Raw genomic sequence first — 20,609 nt, 5'->3', positions numbered from 1 at the left:
ACCATGAAAAATCAACCAGAAACAAATCAAGAAGATGTGAGATTAAATAAATTTATTTCTCATAATACTAAATACTCTAGAAGAGAAGCTGATGCACTAATTGCAGAAGGTAGAGTTAAAGTTAATAAAAAAACAATAACTGACTTATCAACAAAAGTTTTAACAACAGATGTTGTTGCAATAGACAATAAGCCTATCAAATTTGAAAAAAATAAAATGTATACTGTATTGGTTTATAATAAACCAAAAGGTGAATTAGTTACTAAAAATGACCCACAAGGTAGAAGAATTATATTTGACACGCTAGGAGCTAAATATAAGCACTTTTTACCAATAGGGCGGCTTGACTATTCAAGTGAAGGAGTTTTGCTTCTTACGGATAGCGTAGACGTTGCAAATGCACTAATGCATTCTGATTTGCAAAGAGTTTATAAGATTAAACTAAGTGGTGCTCTAACTAAACAAGTAGAAGATGCCATGAATAATGGTCTTGAACTTGATGATGCAACAAAAGGTGCAAGAAAAGATAGCAAAGTTAAATCAATGAATTTTGCTCCATTTTTAGGATATAAAATTGATTCTGTTAAAGATACTTTTTCAAAATTAAAAGTTGCAATTACAGAAGGTAAAAATAGAGAATTAAGAAGATTTTTTGCTCACTTTGGACTTGATGTTTTAGATTTAAAACGAGTTGAATATGGTGGAATATCTTTAAATAATTTACCTACAGGTAAAAGTAGATATCTTACAAGAGAAGAATACAAAAACTTAAAAGATTATCTAGCTACTAAAGATAATGACTAATCTTAGTTCAATTTTACGTCCTAATACACTTGAAGAGTTTGTAGGTCAAAGTCATATAATATCGAAAGATAAAGTTCTATATAAATTAATTATAAAAGGTGAGATTCCTCACCTTTTTTTTTATGGTAAACCTGGAACTGGAAAAACTACTCTAGCTAAAATTATTGCAAAAACTATCAACACTGATTATTTTTATTTTAATGCAACCTCAATAAAAATAGAAGATTTAAGAAAAGTATTTATCAAATATGAAAATAGTCTTATTAAACCAATTATATTTATCGATGAAGTTCATAGATTGTCAAAAAATCAACAGGAAGTTTTACTTCCAATTATGGAAAATTACCAAGCAATAATTATTGGAGCTAGTACAGAAAATCCATTTTTTACTTTAACTAATGCCATTAGATCTAGAAGTTTTTTATTTGAATTTTTACCACACTCAAAAGATGATTTAACTTATATTTTAACTGTTGCCCAAAACAAATTAAATACATTGCTTAGTGATGAAACAAAAGAGTACTTAATCAATAGTTCTTCAGGAGATGCAAGAGCTATGTTAAATCTTTTAGAATTTGCATTTAAAATTGATTCTAATGTTTCATGTGAAACATTAAAACAATTAAGACAAAATGTTATAGGGGATGGAGTATCCTCTTCTAATACACACTATGATTTAGCTAGTGCTATGATTAAATCAATTAGAGGATCAGATATAAATGCAGCACTTTATTATCTCTCTAGATTAATAGAAGGTGGAGAAAGTGTTGAATTTATTACAAGAAGACTTGTTATATTAGCAAGTGAAGATATTGGAAATGCAAATCCAAATGCTTTAAATCTAGCAGTAAGTACAATGTTAGCTACATCAAAAATAGGTTATCCAGAAAGTAGAATTATTTTATCTCAATGTGTAATTTATTTGGCTTCATCACCAAAATCAAATTCTTGTTATGAAGCAATTAATAAAGGGATAAGTGAAGTTAAAAATGGTAAAATCTTTGATATACCAAAAAATATAGACTCATTCCATAAGGACTATCTATATCCACACAATTATGGTGGTTATGTAAAACAAGAGTATTTAACTCAGCCAATTAATCTCTACAATTCGAAGGGAATAGGTTTTGAAAAAACACTAGATGAATGGATAAATAAAATAAAGGATAAATAATTGGAATATTACAGTTGGATATTAGCATTTCATATAATATCAGTTCTATCATGGATGGCAATGTTATTTTATCTGCCAAGACTTTTTGTTTACCATGTAGAAAATATTGATAAAAAAGATTTTGTGGATGTTGTAAAAATACAAGAGTATAAAATTTATAAATATATTGGTATGCCTGCTATGTGGACAACAATCATAAGTGGCATAGCAATGATATATTTATCTCCTGAACTATTTAAAACTGGCATATGGCTACATGCAAAACTTACAGTAGTTATTCTTTTAATTATTTATTCATTTTCTTTAGAATATTTTAGAAAAAGTTTAGAAAATAACAGCTGCACAAAAAGTGGAAAATTCTTTAGAGCATACAATGAAGTTCCAACTTTACTAGCAATATTAATTGTAACCTATGTAATTGTTAAAGCTGTATCTATTACATTTACATTAATGATTACACTTCTATTTGCATTTATAATTTATATGATAATGAAACCAAAGAGAGTAAAAAATGAGCAATAATAATTTTGATAAATATTATGTACTTGATACAAATATTTTACTTGAAGATGCAAATAATATCTTCAAATTATCTGATGATAATAAAAACCTTATCATTCTTCCAGAAACTGTATTAGATGAAATTGATGCAAAAAAGAGTGGATTTGATGAAATAAATTTTCAAGCTAGAGAATTTGCTAGAGTTCTAGAAAACTCAACAATTATTTTTACAAAAAGTGTAGATGATTTTAAGATTGTTAGATTAAATATTGAGAATGATACTACAATATCTATTGATATTATCTCTAAACTTGAGTATCAGATGGTATCAAAAACAACGTCACAAAATATTGTTAATGATAGAAGAATACTAGAAATTGCACAATTTACAACTAAATATTATGATAAAAATTCTACTTTTTTATCTATGGATATTATGGCAAGAACAAGAGCAATATCCTTAGATATTAGAACAGAATCATTAATTGGTTCAAATAAAGAAGATTTTGTATATGAATTTGTTAAAACTATACAAATAAATTTTGAAGATTTAGAAACAATTGAAAATAGAGATATTATTGAATTGGATAAAGATTATAAAGTTTCAAATTTCTCATACTGTTTTAAAGTAAAAGGCTCAGACCAAGTTTTATTAGCATCAATTCAAAATAAAAAAATTAGAGTACTAAATGAAGATGAAGTAAGAAATCAAATAATTGCTCCACTTAATAAAGAACAACTTTTCTTCTCAAATGCAATTATACAACACTACTTCAATGTGTTAATTGTTGAAGCAAAAGCTGGTTCAGGGAAAACGCTATTGGCACTTAGTGGTGCATTAAAATTAGTAAAAAATAAACAATATCAAAGAATCATATATATTAGAAATTCAATTGAATCTTTGGATAAAGGTGAGGATGTTGGATATCTTCCTGGATTAGAAGAAAAGTTTAAAATATACAATCATCCTTTGATGGATAGTATAGATCATATTGTTCGTTCTGAATATAAAAAAAGAAGAATAAATAAAAGTAAAGATGAACAAGAAATTGATGAACAGGAATTAAAAACAAGAGTTGAGCAAATGATGCAAAACTATTTTATTGAAACAATGTGGGTAGGAGAGATGAGAGGTAGAACATTATCTAATGCATTTGTTATAATTGATGAAGCACAAAACATGTCAAATAAAACAATGCAAATGGTACTATCACGAATTGATAATAGCTGCAAAGTTGTAATTCTTGGAAGTAACAAACAAATTGATAACTTCTATGTAAATAAATATACTAACTCTTTAACTACATTATTAAAATCTACAAATGATGACTCCTCATTAGTAAATATTTTTGCAATAGAACTACAAAAAGTTTTAAGAGGTCCTGTTACTGAATGGGCTGAAAATATATTTTCTAATAAAAATAAATAATCTAATATTTAGCTTAATTCTGATACCTTTACGTATTATAATACGTAAGGGAATACAAAATGAAAATCGTAATACTTGACAGAGCTACACTAGGCTTGGATATTGATTTATCTAAATTAAATCAATTTGGTGAAGTAAAGACATATGATTATACTAATGAAAAAGACACCATTGACAGATTAATAGATTGTGATATAGTAATTACAAACAAAGTTTTAATAACAAAAGAAGTAATAGACAATACAAATCTAAAATTAATCTGTGTAAGTGCAACTGGAACAAATAATGTTGATGTTGAATATGCAAAACATAAAAAAATAGAAGTAAAAAATGTTGCAGGATATTCAACAATAAGCGTTGCTCAATTAACATTTTCTCTAGTTTTAAATTTTATTCAAAAATTAAATTACTATTCTAATTATGTTAAAAATGGTAATTGGCATAAATCAGAAATTTTTACCCATATTGATAAACCATTTATGGACTTGGGTGGGAAAACATGGGGTATTATAGGTCTAGGAAATATTGGAGAAAGAGTTGGAAAAATTGCAAAAGCATTTGATTGTAATATTAACTATTATTCAACTACAAATATGAATTTTAATACGTCTTATAATACAACTAATCTCACAACATTATTAGAAACATCCGATATAATAAGCATACACTGTCCACTTAATGAAAAAACAAAAGATTTACTCAATTATGAGAATATGAAATTATTAAAAAATGGCGCAATCATAATTAATGTTGCCCGTGGTGGAATAATAAATGAATATGATATTCCCAAGATATTAAAAGAAAAAAATTTATATTTTGGCTTAGATACAGTATCAATTGAACCTATAGAAGAAGATTCACCACTTAATGAAATATTAGAGCATGAAAATGTAGTTATAACACCACACATAGCATGGGCGTCAGTAGAATCTAGAAATAGATTAATAGACGGCATATATAAAAATATTGAAAGGTTTATAAATGAATGAAAATAAATTAAAATCACTGTTACAATATAAATCTAATGAAATGATTCCATCAACACACCTTATTAGAAAAAGTAAATTAGTATTTGATGCTATTCAATATAATAAAATAGAAAAAGCAGTAATACTAAGAGATGGAAAACCATCATTTATGTTAATGGATTTTGAAAAGTATGAAGAATTGATAAACTTTTTTATTAACAACAATATGTCAATTGACAAAGAGTTAGCATTGCTTGACAGTATAAATACTGAACCTAATCCAGAAGTAAAAGTGAATAAAGAAATAAATGAAATAAAGAAAGAAACAAATAAAGTGGAAAAGAGCTCATTGTTAGAAAAACTAGATAGCATTGAAGGTGTAATAAACAATGATAAAACTGAAATACAAGACAATCTAAAAGATTTTTGGGAATAAAATGTTAGACGTAATTATTATAGGTTCAGGAGGTGCTGGATTAAGTGCGGCATTAAGTGCTAAAGATTTAACAAATAAAGTACTAATTATCTCAAAAACATACCCTACTCATTCACAAACAGTTCAAGCACAAGGTGGAATAAATTGTGTATTAGATGAAGAAAATGACTCAATTGAAAACCATATAAATGATACATATAATTCATCAAAATATATATCTAATAAAAATACAATTAAAACAATGTGTAAAAATGCAAAAGAGACAATACAATGGTTAGATAAACTTGGAGTACCATTTAGTAAAGATGAAAAAGGAAATATCAAACAAAGGTATTTCGGGGGAACAAAGAACAAAAGAACATGCTATAGCTCTGATTATACAGGATTAAAAATAATCCATACACTATATGATAATTGCATTAAAAATGATATTAAATTTCTTCATGAACATATACTTATTGATTTAATAATTGAAGACAATAAATATAAAGGGGTAAAAATATATGATCTTGAAAATGGAAAAATAAAAAACATATATTCAAAAAGCCTAATAATTGCAACAGGAGGCTATGGGAATGTATATTCAAAGCATACTACAAATTCTATCTCAACTACTGGAGATGGACTTGCAATAGCCTATAGAAATGGTATAAAGCTATCTAATTTAGAATTTATACAATTTCATCCTACAGCTCTTAAAGGAACAAATACATTAATAAGTGAAAGTGCAAGAGCTGAAGGCGCATATTTAGTAGATAAAAATGAAAAAAGATTTGTAGATGAATTATCCACAAGAGATGAAGTTGCAAGAGCAATAAAAGAAAAACTTTTAAAAGATGAAGATGTATATTTAGATATGAGGCATATCAACATAGATATACTAAAAGAAAAAATGCCCCAAGAAATTAGACTTATAAAAGATATTCTAAATATAGATGTTAGCAAAGATTTAATACCAATTACACCAGCTGTACACTACACGATGGGTGGTATTTTAGTTGATGTTTCATGTGAAACATCAATAAAAAATATATACGCATGTGGAGAAGTGGCACAAAACAATACACACGGCGCAAATAGACTAGGAGGAAATTCATTACTTGAGATTATCACATTTGGAAAAATTGCAGGAAAAGAAGCAGCAAATAAATCAAAACAAATAGTTGAAAATAGAGCAAAAGAGATAGAAGATGATATACAATTTATAGAAGAACTTTTAACTAAAGAGATAAACAAATCAATATATGAGATAAAAAATGAGCTAAGTACATATATGTTTAAAAATACTGGCTTATTTAGAACAAAAAATGATTTGATTAAAATGTTAGATATTATAAAAACTTTTGAAAAAGAGTACAAAAATAGTGGAATAAAAAATAAAGATTTAAATTACAACAAAAATTTATTAGAATACTTAGAAATTGGAAATATTATACTTTTATCAAAATTAACAGTAATTTCTGCACTAAAAAGAGAAGAATCAAGAGGCTCACATTATAGAATAGACTTTAAAAATAGTTCAGAAAAATACAAAAAAATATCAACGATGCAATTAATAAATGGAGAAGACAAACATAACTTTGAGGATGCAATATGAATATTACAATAACAAGAAATAATAAAGAATATAAATATAAACTTGATAAAGAATATTCAACTATTTTAGATGCACTAGAATATATAAAAGAAAATATTGACAATACATTATCATATAGAAGTTGCTGTAAAAGTGGGATTTGTGGTTCATGTGCAGTAATAGTAAATGAAAGTGAAAAATTAGCATGTAAATCAAAAATTGATGAAAATGATAAAGTAAAACCATTAAAATATTGTAAAGTAATAAAGGACTTAGTTGTTGAGATAAATCAGATTGAAAAATTATTGAAAGAAAATAAGACATTTATTGAAAATTACTCAAATAATCTAATTACAAATGATGAACAAAAGCTTATAAATATACAAAGTAATTGTATTTTATGCCAAAGTTGCTATAGTTCGTGCCCTGTAGTAGAAATAAATAAAGAATTTAAGGGTCCATATGCACTAACAAGATCACTTAGGTATATAAATGATAAAAAGGAATCAAATTTTTCAAATAAATTAGACGAAATTCAAAGAAATGGCATATGGGATTGTACTCTTTGTGGTAATTGTACGCTAGTTTGTCCACAATTTATTGATCCAAAAACTGATATAATGAATCTTAGAATGAAATCAATTCAAAATGGATATTCAGACCCAAATATTCAAAATAATAATTTTTTTAATGAGTTTGATTTTGATTCAGGCTTTAATCCAAACTCATTTTAACTATGAATCTAATGACTTTTTAAGTACATCCCTAAAATGGAAATATGGGTCGTCTTTTAACTTATTTGCCATTATTATTTTATCTTGCAATTCCTTATTATTTTCATAATATAAAGCAATAGATTCTTCAATAATTTTACTTTTTGTCTTTCCGCTGTTTGTACTTAACTCTGTTAAATAATTATTTGTCAAACCATCAACTGATAATCCTATTTTAATACGTCCGATCTTTTGTATTGGTCTTCCTGGTTTTCTTTTTTCCATAAAACATACCTTTTTATAGTATCTTAATAATTATATCTAGTTATTTCTAAATATATCTAGAAAAAATTATATATTAAGATTTTATTGAAAAATCTTAATATACATTAATAAAATAAAATATAAAAAATAATTTTATTAAGAGATTAATTTTTTGAAATAGTAGAAAAAAGAGATAACTTTTCTAATAAAAAAGATTCAACTATTTCATCAATGCTTTTTTCATTATTAACAATAAGTACTTTAGTATTTTCATCAATAAATGGCCAAATATATTCTTTGTCATTTATAACAACAACATAATCAATCCACTCTATAATATCTTCTTTTCTTTCAAAGAATTCACAAGAAATAATTTGTCCATCATCTAAAGTAAGATAAGCCCAAGAAAAATTTTCTTCTATACTAGATATAACACATTCATGTCTATTGTCAGAATTTGTAGGAATTAAAATTGTCATTATAAAGCCTTTACTTTTTATAATTATATTAAATAGTTTTTATTAAACCAATAAGAAAAAATATATAATGCCCAAAAATGTTGCTTAAATTTATTAGTTTTAGCAAGATTATAAATCATAATCACATAGTCTTTATTAAATAAATTTGTTTCACCATTAACTTTTAAGACTAAATCTAACAATTCATCGCCATATATAGAAAAAATCCATTCATTATATGGAGAATTAAAGCCTTTTTTAGTTCTATGTATTATTTTTTCAGGAATATACTTATTTGCTATCTTTTTTAATAGATATTTATTAGTATCACCAACTTTTAAATCAGAGCGTACAGAAAAAAGATAATCAACAAGTCTAAAATCTAAAAAAGGTGTACGTACTTCAATAGAATTAGCCATAGAGATACGATCTACCTTAGAGAGTAAAGATTGTCCTAACCAAACCTTTAAGTCTATATAACTCATCCAATCAACAGGATTTTGTTTAGCTTTTTCTTGTTTGAATGTTGGTAACCGTTTAAATAATCTCTTTTTTTGCAAAGTAGTGTAAATTTCGCCAAAAGAATTATATATATTTTCATCACAAATAACACGACGCAAATATTCACTCTCTTTTGTATTATTCTGTAATGCTGATGAAATATCAGCTAAAAAAGATGTTTGTGATGAACTCAAAGAATCTTTAAATTCATAATATTTTAAAAACTTTGAATAATTATCATAACCTAAAAAAAGCTCATCACTACCTTCACCACTTAAAACAACTTTTATTCCCTGTTTATTAATGAGTTTTGTTAAACAATATAAAGGAAAAGCAGCACTATCAGCATGAGGTTCTTCCAAAGCATCAACAACTGTATCAAAAACATCCAAAAAATCATTTTTAGAGATTTCTAAAGGATGATGAATAGAGTTTATATTTTTAGAGACAATTTTTGCATATTCAAGTTCTGAATAGTTTTTATAATCAGAATATCCCACAGAAAAAGTGTGAATCTTTTTTCCAGAAATATTTGTATATAAAGTCGATATAAGAGAACTATCAATTCCCCCACTTAGTAAACTACCAATTTCAACATCACCTACAAGCCTTGATTCAACACTTTTATACAAAAGTTCTTCAATATCATTTAAAGCCTTATTTTCATCATCTATTTGCTTATATGTATTTATTTTATAATACTTCTTAATAAAAAGCTCATTATTTTCTAAAAGCATATAAGATGAGGCTTCCAATTTTTTAATATCATTGTAAAAAGTTATATCATTTAAACTGACAAAATATTGCAAATATTGAGATAAGGCAATTTTATTTAATGAAGGAGTGGTACCTAAAACTTTTATAATAGACTTAATAGAAGAAGAAAAAATAAATTTATTATCTTTAAAATAGTAAAAAAATGGCTTTTTACCGTATCTATCTCTTGCACAAAAATATTTTTCTTTTTTTATATCAAAAAGAACAAATGAAAACATTCCATTTAATTTATTTAAAAAATCAACACCATACTTCTGATACAATCTAATTATAACTTCAGTATCTGATGAAGTTACACAAGATAGATTCTCAAGAGTTCTTAATTCACAGAAGTTATAAATTTCACCATTAAAAACAATTAAAATATCATCAAAAATCATTGGTTGATTAGCTTCATCATCAACATCAATAATTGATAATCGTGTATGACCAAACTGATGATTTGTACAAGTGTAAATAGAAGAGTTATCGGGACCTCTATTATTCATAATATTTAAAGCAGAAGAAAAGTTATCTGAAATAAAGTTTGTACCTAATATACCACACATGCTAAAGCCCAAAAAATAAATCAATACATAAAATATATATGTACATAAAAAATATAAAAGCCAAAGAACTAACTAACACAGAAAATGTAGTATCTATTGGTTTACAATTATATAAGGATGACAAATTAACGTTATTAACAGCAAGAGGAACAAATAACTCCATAAAAATAATTGCCCCAACCATTGCAGGTAAATCAAATAATTGAACTAAAAATAAACCAACAACAGGCAAAATTAGATGTTTAAAAAAAGAGATATTTAGTGCTAAATTCCAATTAGCACTTTTAATCTTAACTTGAGCCATAAAAACACCAAAAATGATTAACTGCATAACAATTGCAGAATATGCGCCCATAGTAAAAAACTTTTCAAAATCATCATTAATATGAAAATTAAAATAATTGAATAATAAAGCAATAAAAGTAAACCAAATAGCTGGTATTTTAAATATTTCTTTTAATGAATTAAGAAAATTAAACTTTTCGCCAGCGAAAAAATAAACAGAAAAAATATACAAATAAAATACATTTGCAATATTTAAAGCTGAAGTATAAGGAACACTCTCTATACCAAAAAGAGCAATTCCCAATGGAATTCCTAAATTACCAGTATTTCCAACTAAAGATGAGGCTAAAAAAATAGACTTATCTTTTACATCATACTTAAAAATCCTAATTGAATAAAAATAAGCGATTCCTAAAACTATAAAAATAGCGATAAGATAAACAAAAGGTGAAATAATTAAATCTAAAGTAATAGGAGCTCTTGTCAGTCCCCAAAATATTAAAATAGGTTGTAAAAAGTATAGATTTAATAAAACAAAACTTTTTTCATTTATATCACTTGAAAATGTTCTTTTAAAAGCAAAACCAATGATAATAAAAATATAAATAGTTGCGACAGAAATTAAAGCTTCGATGAAGTATTCCTAATGATAATATTTGAAATATTATCATAAGGTATATTAATTAAAAAGGATTATGCTTTAAAGCATCATCCCTTTAATCATAAAAAATATTGTTGCAGATAAAAATGCTGCTGCTGGAACTGTAATAAGCCATGCTGCAATAATCTTTTTAATTGCATCTCTTTTTACATATTTAACACGTTTTGCAGATTTAAACTCTTTTTTCTCAAATTTAACTTGCTCTTCTTTTGTATCAATTAAATTGTAAAGTTCAGCAATTCTTTTATAATCAGATTTTGATTTTGAATCATTATTTTGTATTTTTAATAGCTCATCATGAAATTTATCAAGTTCTTTTTTATCTTTTTTAAATTTCTCACGAATATCTTTTAAAATTTTCTCTTCAGAAGAGTCCAACCACTCCCTTAAAAATCCAACTCCAAACACACCACCAACAGCAATATGAGTAGAAGATACTGGAAGACCTAATTGAGAAGCAACAATAACAGTAACAGCTGCAGCCATAGCAATAGAAAAAGCTCTTACTTGATCTAACTCAGTTATTTCAGAACCAACTGTCTTAATAAGTTTAGGACCATATAAAGATAATCCAAGGGCAATACCTATTGCACCAACAGCCATAACCCAAAAAGGAATTCCTACTTTTGAAGAAATTGTAGCATTCATAACAGCATCATTTATAGCAGCCAATGGTCCAATTGCATTTGCAACATCATTTGCACCATGGGCAAAAGATAATAATGCCGCAGCAAAAACCAAAGGAATATTAAATAAAGTATTTACATCTTTTCTACTATCACTTAATTCATTAGCTTTTTTTGCAATAATAGGTTTTACAAGAATAAATATAATAATTGCAATAATTAGTCCAGCAATTGATGCTGTAAGAAAATCTACTTTGACAATATGTTTAATACCTTTTAAAATAATATACGTAGAAAAAGCCCAAGTCATAAATGCAATTAATAGTGGTACAAATTTCTTAGCTGATTCTAACTTATCATCTTTAAACATAATATTCTTTTTAATAAAAAATAAAAATCCAGCAGCAATAAATCCACCTAAAAGTGGTGATATAACCCATGAAGAAGCAATTTTACCCATTGTTCCCCATGAAACAATTTCAAAACCAGCTGTAGCAATACCAGCACCCATCACACCTCCAACAATAGAGTGAGTTGTAGAAACTGGAGCTCCAATAGAAGTTGCAAAATTCAACCATAATGCTGCTGCAAGTAATGCAGAAGTCATTGCCCAAACAAACATTTGAGGGTCAGAAATTAAAGAAGGATCAATAATACCATTTTTTATTGTTTTAACAACGTCTCCTCCAGCTATAAGCGCACCTGCTGCTTCAAATATAGCTGCAATTACAATTGCCCACATTAAAGTCATTGCTTTCGCACCAACTGCTGGACCAACATTATTAGCAACATCATTTGCACCAATATTCATGGCCATATATGCACCAAAAACAGCACCTATTACTAAAAAAGTATTATTAGGTAAAGTATCATGTGAAGCATAACTCCATAAAAATACAATAACAATAAACAACAATGCAAATGAAAGTTTTGCAAGACTTGGTAGGGATTTATCCCTAGCTTCATCCATTCTTTTAATAGTATTAAAATCCAAAAATATCCTTTTGTAATCAACTTGTAATTATTAAATGTCATGATTTTAGCCATATTTAATTTACATAATTCTAAAACGAAGCTTAAACTTTTATACACTTTAGTACTAATTTATAATATAACTCTATATAATATTCCACCAAAATTTAAAAATTTGTAGTATAATTCTTAAAAATATATGAATTTAAGTTATACTTAAATATATAATATATATAATAGTCATAATTTATAGAGAAAGGAAATCTAATGTCTATTAAAATTTTAACAGAAAATGAGTTTCCTGAAGTATCTAAAGTAAAAAATAGATTTGATATTTTTAGAGTAATAGATATGAAAAAGGGAAAACTAGAAATTGTAGAATTTTTTGGAAAAGATGGAGTGTTTAGAGGTTTCGGAAGAAATACTAAACAAGCCTTCAAAAAAGCTAAAAAAGTAGCAAAAAAATACTACAAAGAGGAAGAAAGAGATTAATCTCTTCTTTTTCTTCCTCCACCATTTCTATTTCGGTTTCCACCACCATTAGATGATCGGTTTCTATTTCCACCACCAAATCTTCCTCTTCTTTGACCACCTCTACCTCTAGAGTCATCACCTCTGTCATCTTGCAGTCTATCAAAAAGTCTTTTTATATCAATTTCAGATTTACCAATATAATTATTACCTTTTACAAAAGTAGAATCACTTAATATTGACGCTAATTTAAAAGCAATAGTTGATAAATCATACTCTTCTTTTAAGCTCTCAACAATAGCAATTCCAGAGTCAAAAATCTTTTGTTCAGAAATTTTAGATTTTAAACTATTAGTTTTTTTCTCTTTAACTGAATCGATATTTGGAACAACTTTTGCTTCCATTTTTCCGCCAGTAGTTTTTTGAATTCGTTGAATCATTCTAAACTCATGTGGAGTAACAATAGAAATAGCAACACCTTCTTTTCCAGCTCTACCTGTTCTTCCAATTCTATGAACATAAGATTCAGAATCAAATGGTAAATGATAGTTAAATACATGCGTTACATCATTTACATCTAAACCTCTTGCAGCAACGTCAGTTGCAATAAGAACATCTAAAGCACCTTTTTTGAAAGATCTAATTACTTCTTCTCTTTGTCTTTGCTCCATATCTCCATGAAGACCTTTTGCCATGTGTCCTTGAGAAACTAAATATGTCGATAATCTATCAACTTCTTTTTTTGTTCTACAAAATATAATAGATTTTTCAGGGTCTTTAAAATCATAAAGTCTAATTAAAGCATCATCTCTTTCATATTCATCAACTACGTAAAATAATTGAGTAATTTTTGAGTTAGTCATTTCAGCTTTAGTAACTGTAATAAACTCAGGCTCTTTTAAAATACTTTGTGCAAGTTTTTTAATAGCAGGAGGCATTGTTGCAGAGAATAGTAGCGTTTGTCTTTGTTTTGGTAAAAATGTAAAAATTTCTTTTATATCATCAAGAAATCCCATATCTAACATCTCATCAGCTTCGTCTAAAACTACAAAAGATGGTTTAATATCAATCTTTTTACCTTTTAGTAAATCAATTAATCTACCTGGAGTTGCAACTATTATTGATGCTCTATCAATATTTCTTAACTGCATATTATAAGATTGTCCACCATATACAGTTGCTGTGTTTAGACCTGAATTTTTACCAAATCTAAATAATTCATCTGATACTTGCATTGCAAGTTCTCTTGTTGGAACAATAACTACAGCTTCAACACCACAGTTACCTTTCATCATGTTTATCATTGGAAGACCAAACGCAGCTGTTTTACCAGTACCAGTTTGTGCTTGACCAACCATATCTTTACCACTTAAAACTACGGGAATTGCATCTTGTTGAATAGGACTTGCTTGTTTAAATCCTGCTTCATCTATGGCATTTTGTAGTTCTTTTTTAAAATTGAAATCTGAGAAATTCATTAATTACCTTTGTGTATTTTATATACACGTATATATTTAAAACTAAAAGTCAAAACTTGATAAAACAGTTTAGTTATAAAAGTGTACAGTAACTAAATGAGTGAGTAATAAGTATATCTTGTGTATATTTGCCGGATTATACACAAAAGAGTATTAGTTTAAGCTTTAACAAAAGAGTTTTATGCTCTTTTGTTAAATATCACCCAAACCTTTGTAGTTTTCTAGGTATTTAGTATTATAGTTATTTGAGATGAAATCATTATTTTCCATCATTTTTTTATGAAATGGAATAGTTGTTTTGATTCCATATACTTCAAACTCATTTAAAGCTCTTTTCATAATATTAATAGCTTTCTCTCTATCTCTTCCCCAAACAATAAGCTTTCCAATCATAGAATCATAATGAGGTGGAACTACATAATTTGTATAAATATGAGAATCAACCCTTACATTTCTTCCACCAGGAACCATCCATTGTGTAATTTTTCCAGGACAAGGTAAAAATGTATTTGGATCTTCTGCTGTAATTCTACACTCTATTGCATGTCCTCTAAATTTTATTTTTTCTTGAGGAGGTAATACCTCACCTTCTGCAACTTTTATCATTAATTCAATAATATCAATTCCAGATACCATTTCAGAAACTGGATGCTCAACTTGAAGTCTTGTATTCATCTCCATAAAATAAATATTTTGTTTGTCATCTGCTAAGAATTCAAAAGTTCCTGCACCTTCATAATTTAAATATTTAGTAGCTTTTACAGCAACATCAAGAAGTTTTGCTCTAGTTTCATCATTTAATAAAATTGCTGGTGATTCTTCAATTACTTTTTGATGTCTTCTTTGTAAAGAACAATCTCTCTCTCCAATGTGAATTGCATTCCCATGAGAGTCACCCACAACTTGAACTTCAATATGTCTTGGGTTATTGATAAATCTTTCCAAATACATTGTACCATCACCAAAAGCAGCAAGTGCTTCACTTGAAGCTGCAGTAAAAAGTTGTTCAAATTTATCTTCATTTTCGATAAGTCTCATACCTCTACCACCACCACCAGCAGCTGCTTTAGCCATGATTGGGTATCCTATTTCACGTGCAACTTTTTTACCTTGTTCCACAGTATGTACAGCACCTTCAGAACCTGGAACAACAGGAACACCTGCTTTTACCATCTCTTCTTTAGCTTTTGATTTATCAGCCATTTTTTCCATTACTTCAACAGAAGGACCAATAAATTTTATATTGTGTAATCTACAAATTTCAACAAAATCTTGATTTTCAGATAAAAATCCATATCCTGGGAAAATTGCATCACAACCTGTCATCTCTGCAGCACTAATAATTGCAGGAATATTTAAATAAGATTCACTAGATTTTGCACCACCAATACAAACAGCTTCATCAGCATGTTTTAAATATGATGCTTCCTTATCTCCAGCACTATAAACTGCAACTGATTTTTTACCCATCTCTCTAATAGTTCGAATTGCTCTTTGAACAATTTCACCCCTATTAGCTATTAAGATTTTTTTAATTTCTGCCATACTTTATCTTTCTTATAATTTTTCTACAATAAATAGTGGCATATCATATTCAACTGGATTAGCATTTTCAACTAAAATTTCAACAATTTTACAATCAAATTCTGCTTCAACTTCATTCATTATTTTCATAGCTTCTAAAATACATAAAGTTTGTCCAGCTTTAACAGTATCTCCAACTTTTACAAATGGAGCTGATTCTGGTGATGGAGAAGCATAAAATGTTCCAATCATTGGTGAATTGATTGTATCTCCACTTACAGATGTTGGTGCTGATGCTTCAGTAGCAACTGGTGCAGGTGTAGCCACAGGAGCTGCTTGTATAGTTTGTACTGCAGGAACTGATGTAGATACAACTGTACCACCCTCAAAACCTGTTTGCATACTTATTTCAAATTCACCATCTTTGATTTTTAATTTATTTAAATCACTTTTATCAAAAACTCTGATTAATTCTTTTATATCTTTAAATTCCATCTCTAGCCTTTATTTTGAAAATTTTAGGGTATAATACACAAAAAACTATAAAAATGTAATAAATTGATTTTTAATGAAAATTAACAATTTTTACAAAAATTTATACATTTTTAACTAATTTTCTAAAAAAATCTTCATTTTTTGCCAAAAATTACTGATTTTTTAGAAATTTGAAAATTCTCATAGGAAAAAAAATGATAAGTGATAAAAACTTTATAAATATTGCAAATGAAATAGCAAGTGCCTCAAAATGTGTATCAAAACAAGTAGGTGCTGTAATAGTAAAAGATGGAAGAATTTTATCAACTGGATACAATGGAACACCTGCTGGATATAAAAACTGCAATACACATTGGGATAATGAATATACAAAAGATCATCACGATTGGTCAAAAACCTATGAAATTCATGCTGAAATGAATGCAATTATTTGGGCAGCAAGAAAAGGTATAAGTATAGAAGGTGCCACGATTTATGTTACATTAGAACCATGCAGTGAATGTTCAAAAAATCTAATAGCAGCAGGAATTGAAAGAATTGTATTCCAAAAAGCCTATGAACATACAAACTCGGAAATTGTTTCAAAATTCTTACAAGACAACAAAGTAATAATAGAACAAATAGACTAATGGCTCAAAAAGACAATAGTTCCTTTTATCAAAAAGCAATCAAAAAATATGGAATAAGTGCAAAAGGAGTTCACTGGAACTCTGAATTTACACAATATATGAGATTTGAGATACTAACTCAATTTATAAAACACGATATCAAAGAGTCTTCTATTATTGATGCAGGTTGTGGTTTTGGAGAATATTATAATTATCTGTTTGATAATGATTTAAAACCACTTTCTTATACGGGAATAGATTGTGAAGAACAGATGATAGAACTTGCTAGCAAAAGATTTTTGGATACTAAGTTTTATATTAAAAATGTTCTTTATGATAAATTAGATATTGCTGATTATTATATTTGTAGTGGAGCTTTAAATATTTTAAATAAAGAAGAGATTTTTCAATTTATTAATAAATGTTTTGAAACATCTAAAAAAGCCTTTATATTTAACTTCTTAAAAAACGACCCTTTAACAAAAGTAAAAGTAGATGATGTACTAACTTACTGTAAGACTTTGAGCAAAAATATCCAAATAGAAGAAAACTATTTAAAAAATGATATTTCAATATTTTTAAAAAAGTAAAATATCATATCTTTGTTATACCCTTTTTATATACTTCAATATCAAAAAAGGAGTTTTTATGACAATAGGACTATTTATACCTTGCTTTATGAATGAGCTTTATCCTGAAGCTTCAATGGCAACTCTAAAATTATTAGAAAAATTAAATTTTAATGTAGAATACCCAATAGAACAAACTTGCTGTGGACAACCAATGGCAAACTCTGGTTGTAGCCAAGACATAGAAAAACTTGCACATAGATTTGTAAATACTTTTAAAAATTACGATTATGTGGTAGCACCAAGTGGTTCTTGTGTAACTATGGTAAAAGAGCATTATGAACCTTTTTTTAATGATGACAAAAACTATAATAAAATCAAAACATCTATATATGAAATAACAGAATTTTTACATGATATTGTAAAAATAGATAAACTGGATTCTAAATTTAATCACAAAGTTGGAATTCATAACTCATGCCATGGACATAGAGTTTTAAAACTTGGAAGTGCAAGTGAACTTAATATTACACCTTTTAATAAATTGGAAAATCTATTATCACTTGTTGAAGGAATAGAATTAGTACAATTAAATAGAAAAGATGAATGTTGTGGCTTTGGTGGAACATTTTGTGTAACAGAAGAAGCCATTTCAGTTGCGATGGGAAAAGATAGAATAAATGACCATGTCAATTCACAAGTTGAAGTTATGACAGGAGCAGATATGTCATGTTTGATGCATATGCAAGGAATAATGAATAGGGATAAAACACCAATTAAAGTTATGCATATAAGTGAAATACTTTTAGGAGAAACAATATGAGCCATCCAGAAGAAGCAGCAAAATTTGTAGCCAATGATGAAAGAATGCATTGGCATGACAAAGCATTATGGTTTGTAAGAGAAAAAAGAGACAATGCAAGTAAAGGAATCCCTGAATGGGAAACTTTAAGAGAATATGCAAACAATATTAAAACTCATACTATGAATAAATTAGATTTTTATTTAGAAGAGTTTGAAAAAAATGCTATAAAAAAAGGTATAAAAGTTCATTGGGCAAAAGATGCCCAAGAGCACAATAAGATTGTACATGAAATTTTGTCTTCTAATAATGTTACAAAATTAGTAAAATCAAAATCAATGCTAACTGAAGAGTGCCACTTAAATCCTTATTTAGAAAGTAGAGGAATTGAAGTAATTGATACGGATTTAGGAGAGAGAATTGTTCAACTTAGAAATGAACCACCATCTCATATAGTATTACCTGCTATTCATCTTAAAAAAATGGATGTATCAAATACTTTTCACCAACACTTGGGAACAGAGAAAGGGAATGATGATCCAACTTACCTTACAAGAGCAGCACGTGCAAGTCTAAGAGAAGATTTTTTAACTGCACAAGCAGGACTTACAGGTGTTAACTTTGCCATAAGTGAAACGGGGGGAATCGTTGTATGTACAAATGAAGGAAATGCAGATATGGGAGCAAGTGTTCCTAAACTTCATATTGCATCAATGGGAATAGAAAAAATTATTCCAAGATTAAAAGATTTATCTGTATTTACACGTTTATTAGCTAGAAGTGCTACAGGTCAAGCAATTACATCTTATACTTCACATTTCCATGGTCCAGTGGAAGGTGGAGAGATGCATATAGTAATTGTTGATAACAAAAGAACACCTATATTAGCTGATGTTACTTATCAAAAATCACTTAACTGTATTAGATGTGGGGCTTGTATGAATACTTGCCCAATTTATAGAAGAAGTGGTGGACACTCATATAAATATGTAATTCCAGGTCCCATAGGCTCAACTTTAGGTGCTTTTAGAAATCCAAAAGAACACAAATCTTTACCTTTTGCTTGTACCCTTTGTGCTTCATGTACAAATGTATGTCCAGTAAAAATTGATTTAGATTCACAACTATATGCCCATAGACAAGATATGGCAAAAAAACACTTAATAGATACAAAAAAAGCAATAGCTATGAAAATAACATCTTGGGTAATGGACCATCCAACAATATTTAATCTTGGTGGAAAAATTATGAGAAAAGTAATTCCTATGCTTCCTAATTCAATAATTTATTCAAAAGCAAATGTTTGGGGAAAACAAAGGGATATTCCTAAAATGCCAAAAAACTCTTTTAAAGAATTATACAAACAAAGAAAGGATTCATAATGTCAAGTAAAGAAGAGATATTAAATGCAATCAAAGCAAATAATGTAGTAAAAGATGCAATCCTTCCAGAGTATGATGAATTTGGGATAACTTTTGAAAATAAATTAGAAAAATTTGCAGAAGTAATAAAAACAGTTGGAGGAGAATCTTTTGTAATACCAAAAGAAAAATTAGATGAAACAGTAAAAAAACTATATGAAAATTTAGGAATAGTTTACTCAAATGTAGAGTCATGTTCCCTAAGTAATTTTGATGCCAATGGACAAGAACATGCCCATGGATTAAAAGATATTGATTTAGCAATAGTAAAAGGAAATTTTGCAGTTGCAGAAAATGGTGCAGTGTGGATTAAAGATGTAAATAATAAACATAGAAGTCTTTATTTTATAGCTCAAAATATTATTATTGTTGTAAATAAAAATGATATTGTTAACAATATGCACGAAGCATATACAAAAATAGAATTTGAAAATAGTGGTTATGGAGTGTTTGTTTCAGGACCTTCAAAAACTGCAGATATAGAACAATCTTTAGTAATTGGAGCACATGGTCCTAAATCAGGATATATCATTTTTGTAGAATAATGT

Annotated in this window: 22 protein-coding genes; 14 read left to right on the top strand and 8 right to left on the bottom strand. The window is 27.6% G+C overall.

Translation table 11 applies throughout. From position 1 onward, the window contains the following. The first annotated feature begins 3 nt into the window (after positions 1–3). The 8 genes from ACQY5W_RS02540 to ACQY5W_RS02505 are packed head-to-tail and all read left to right on the top strand — an operon-like array spanning position 4 to position 7,622. Positions 4–804: a pseudouridine synthase gene (locus ACQY5W_RS02540; protein ID WP_428023371.1), complete on the top strand. Its 801-nt coding sequence runs from the start codon at positions 4–6 to the stop codon at positions 802–804. Next, positions 797–1,978, top strand: a complete 1,182-nt coding sequence (locus tag ACQY5W_RS02535; RefSeq protein WP_428023370.1) for a replication-associated recombination protein A — start codon at positions 797–799, stop codon at positions 1,976–1,978. The genes ACQY5W_RS02540 and ACQY5W_RS02535 overlap by 8 nt, the downstream gene beginning before the upstream one ends. Then, positions 1,979–2,500 carry a protoporphyrinogen oxidase HemJ gene (gene hemJ, locus ACQY5W_RS02530; protein ID WP_428023369.1) on the top strand — a complete coding sequence of 174 codons (522 nt, stop codon included), beginning with the start codon at positions 1,979–1,981 and terminating at the stop codon, positions 2,498–2,500. Beyond that, entirely contained in the window at positions 2,490–3,908 is a 1,419-nt protein-coding gene (locus tag ACQY5W_RS02525; protein ID WP_428023368.1) for a PhoH family protein, read from the top strand. The genes hemJ and ACQY5W_RS02525 overlap by 11 nt, the downstream gene beginning before the upstream one ends. Positions 3,909–3,967: 59 nt before the next feature. After that, complete coding sequence (locus tag ACQY5W_RS02520) at positions 3,968–4,897, top strand: D-2-hydroxyacid dehydrogenase (protein ID WP_428023367.1); 930 nt, start codon at positions 3,968–3,970, stop codon at positions 4,895–4,897. Continuing rightward, the gene (locus tag ACQY5W_RS02515) at positions 4,890–5,312 is read left to right on the top strand and encodes a hypothetical protein (protein WP_428023366.1); all 423 of its coding nucleotides are present in this window, start codon (positions 4,890–4,892) and stop codon (positions 5,310–5,312) included. The genes ACQY5W_RS02520 and ACQY5W_RS02515 overlap by 8 nt, the downstream gene beginning before the upstream one ends. A gap of 1 nt (position 5,313) precedes the next feature. Next, entirely contained in the window at positions 5,314–6,909 is a 1,596-nt protein-coding gene (locus ACQY5W_RS02510) for an FAD-binding protein (protein WP_428023365.1), read from the top strand. Beyond that, entirely contained in the window at positions 6,906–7,622 is a 717-nt protein-coding gene (locus ACQY5W_RS02505) for a succinate dehydrogenase/fumarate reductase iron-sulfur subunit (protein WP_428023364.1), read from the top strand. Before ACQY5W_RS02510 ends, ACQY5W_RS02505 begins: the two co-directional genes overlap by 4 nt. On the opposite strand, the gene ACQY5W_RS02500 is transcribed toward ACQY5W_RS02505, so the two are convergent. The 5 genes from ACQY5W_RS02500 to ACQY5W_RS02480 form a co-directional block, all read right to left on the bottom strand. After that, a complete protein-coding gene (locus ACQY5W_RS02500) occupies positions 7,623–7,886 on the bottom strand; it encodes a hypothetical protein (RefSeq protein ID WP_428023363.1) in 264 nt (87 codons plus the stop codon). A gap of 143 nt (positions 7,887–8,029) precedes the next feature. After that, the gene (locus tag ACQY5W_RS02495; RefSeq protein WP_428023362.1) at positions 8,030–8,344 is read right to left on the bottom strand and encodes a hypothetical protein; all 315 of its coding nucleotides are present in this window, start codon (positions 8,342–8,344) and stop codon (positions 8,030–8,032) included. 23 nt (positions 8,345–8,367) lie between these two features. Continuing rightward, positions 8,368–10,149: an asparagine synthase (glutamine-hydrolyzing) gene (asnB, locus tag ACQY5W_RS02490; RefSeq protein WP_428023361.1), complete on the bottom strand. Its 1,782-nt coding sequence runs from the start codon at positions 10,147–10,149 to the stop codon at positions 8,368–8,370. 1 nt (position 10,150) lies between these two features. After that, positions 10,151–11,056: an AEC family transporter gene (locus ACQY5W_RS02485; protein WP_428023435.1), complete on the bottom strand. Its 906-nt coding sequence runs from the start codon at positions 11,054–11,056 to the stop codon at positions 10,151–10,153. 78 nt (positions 11,057–11,134) lie between these two features. After that, positions 11,135–12,715: an inorganic phosphate transporter gene (locus ACQY5W_RS02480; RefSeq protein WP_428023360.1), complete on the bottom strand. Its 1,581-nt coding sequence runs from the start codon at positions 12,713–12,715 to the stop codon at positions 11,135–11,137. Between the two features lie 245 nt (positions 12,716–12,960). Here ACQY5W_RS02480 and ACQY5W_RS02475 point away from each other — a divergent pair, with 245 nt between their 5' ends. After that, positions 12,961–13,185: a hypothetical protein gene (locus ACQY5W_RS02475; RefSeq protein ID WP_428023359.1), complete on the top strand. Its 225-nt coding sequence runs from the start codon at positions 12,961–12,963 to the stop codon at positions 13,183–13,185. On the opposite strand, the gene ACQY5W_RS02470 is transcribed toward ACQY5W_RS02475, so the two are convergent. From ACQY5W_RS02470 to accB, 3 genes are all read right to left on the bottom strand, one after another. After that, positions 13,182–14,642 (bottom strand): DEAD/DEAH box helicase, encoded by a 1,461-nt coding sequence (locus ACQY5W_RS02470; protein WP_428023358.1) that lies wholly within the window; start codon positions 14,640–14,642, stop codon positions 13,182–13,184. The two genes, ACQY5W_RS02475 and ACQY5W_RS02470, sit on opposite strands and share 4 nt — an antisense overlap. A gap of 192 nt (positions 14,643–14,834) precedes the next feature. After that, positions 14,835–16,187, bottom strand: a complete 1,353-nt coding sequence (locus tag ACQY5W_RS02465; protein WP_428023357.1) for an acetyl-CoA carboxylase biotin carboxylase subunit — start codon at positions 16,185–16,187, stop codon at positions 14,835–14,837. A gap of 12 nt (positions 16,188–16,199) precedes the next feature. Then, positions 16,200–16,661, bottom strand: coding sequence for an acetyl-CoA carboxylase biotin carboxyl carrier protein (gene accB / locus ACQY5W_RS02460; RefSeq protein ID WP_428023356.1), 462 nt, complete (start codon positions 16,659–16,661; stop codon positions 16,200–16,202). 194 nt (positions 16,662–16,855) lie between these two features. On the opposite strand from accB, the gene ACQY5W_RS02455 reads away from it, so the two are divergent. The 5 genes from ACQY5W_RS02455 to ACQY5W_RS02435 are packed head-to-tail and all read left to right on the top strand — an operon-like array spanning position 16,856 to position 20,606. Continuing rightward, entirely contained in the window at positions 16,856–17,290 is a 435-nt protein-coding gene (locus ACQY5W_RS02455) for a deoxycytidylate deaminase (RefSeq protein WP_428023355.1), read from the top strand. Next, the gene (locus ACQY5W_RS02450) at positions 17,290–17,859 is read left to right on the top strand and encodes a class I SAM-dependent methyltransferase (RefSeq protein WP_428023354.1); all 570 of its coding nucleotides are present in this window, start codon (positions 17,290–17,292) and stop codon (positions 17,857–17,859) included. The genes ACQY5W_RS02455 and ACQY5W_RS02450 overlap by 1 nt, the downstream gene beginning before the upstream one ends. Before the next feature lie 58 nt (positions 17,860–17,917). Further along, positions 17,918–18,661: a (Fe-S)-binding protein gene (locus ACQY5W_RS02445; protein ID WP_428023353.1), complete on the top strand. Its 744-nt coding sequence runs from the start codon at positions 17,918–17,920 to the stop codon at positions 18,659–18,661. Next, the gene (locus ACQY5W_RS02440; protein ID WP_428023352.1) at positions 18,658–20,022 is read left to right on the top strand and encodes a lactate utilization protein B; all 1,365 of its coding nucleotides are present in this window, start codon (positions 18,658–18,660) and stop codon (positions 20,020–20,022) included. Before ACQY5W_RS02445 ends, ACQY5W_RS02440 begins: the two co-directional genes overlap by 4 nt. Then, entirely contained in the window at positions 20,022–20,606 is a 585-nt protein-coding gene (locus tag ACQY5W_RS02435; protein WP_428023351.1) for a LutC/YkgG family protein, read from the top strand. Before ACQY5W_RS02440 ends, ACQY5W_RS02435 begins: the two co-directional genes overlap by 1 nt. The last annotated feature ends 3 nt before the right edge of the window (positions 20,607–20,609 follow it).

This window comes from Arcobacter sp. (assembly GCF_050300555.1).
Classification (GTDB): domain Bacteria; phylum Campylobacterota; class Campylobacteria; order Campylobacterales; family Arcobacteraceae; genus Arcobacter.
The sequence above is the reverse complement of the archived record's forward strand: the minus strand, read 5'-3'. Positions and strand labels throughout refer to the sequence as shown.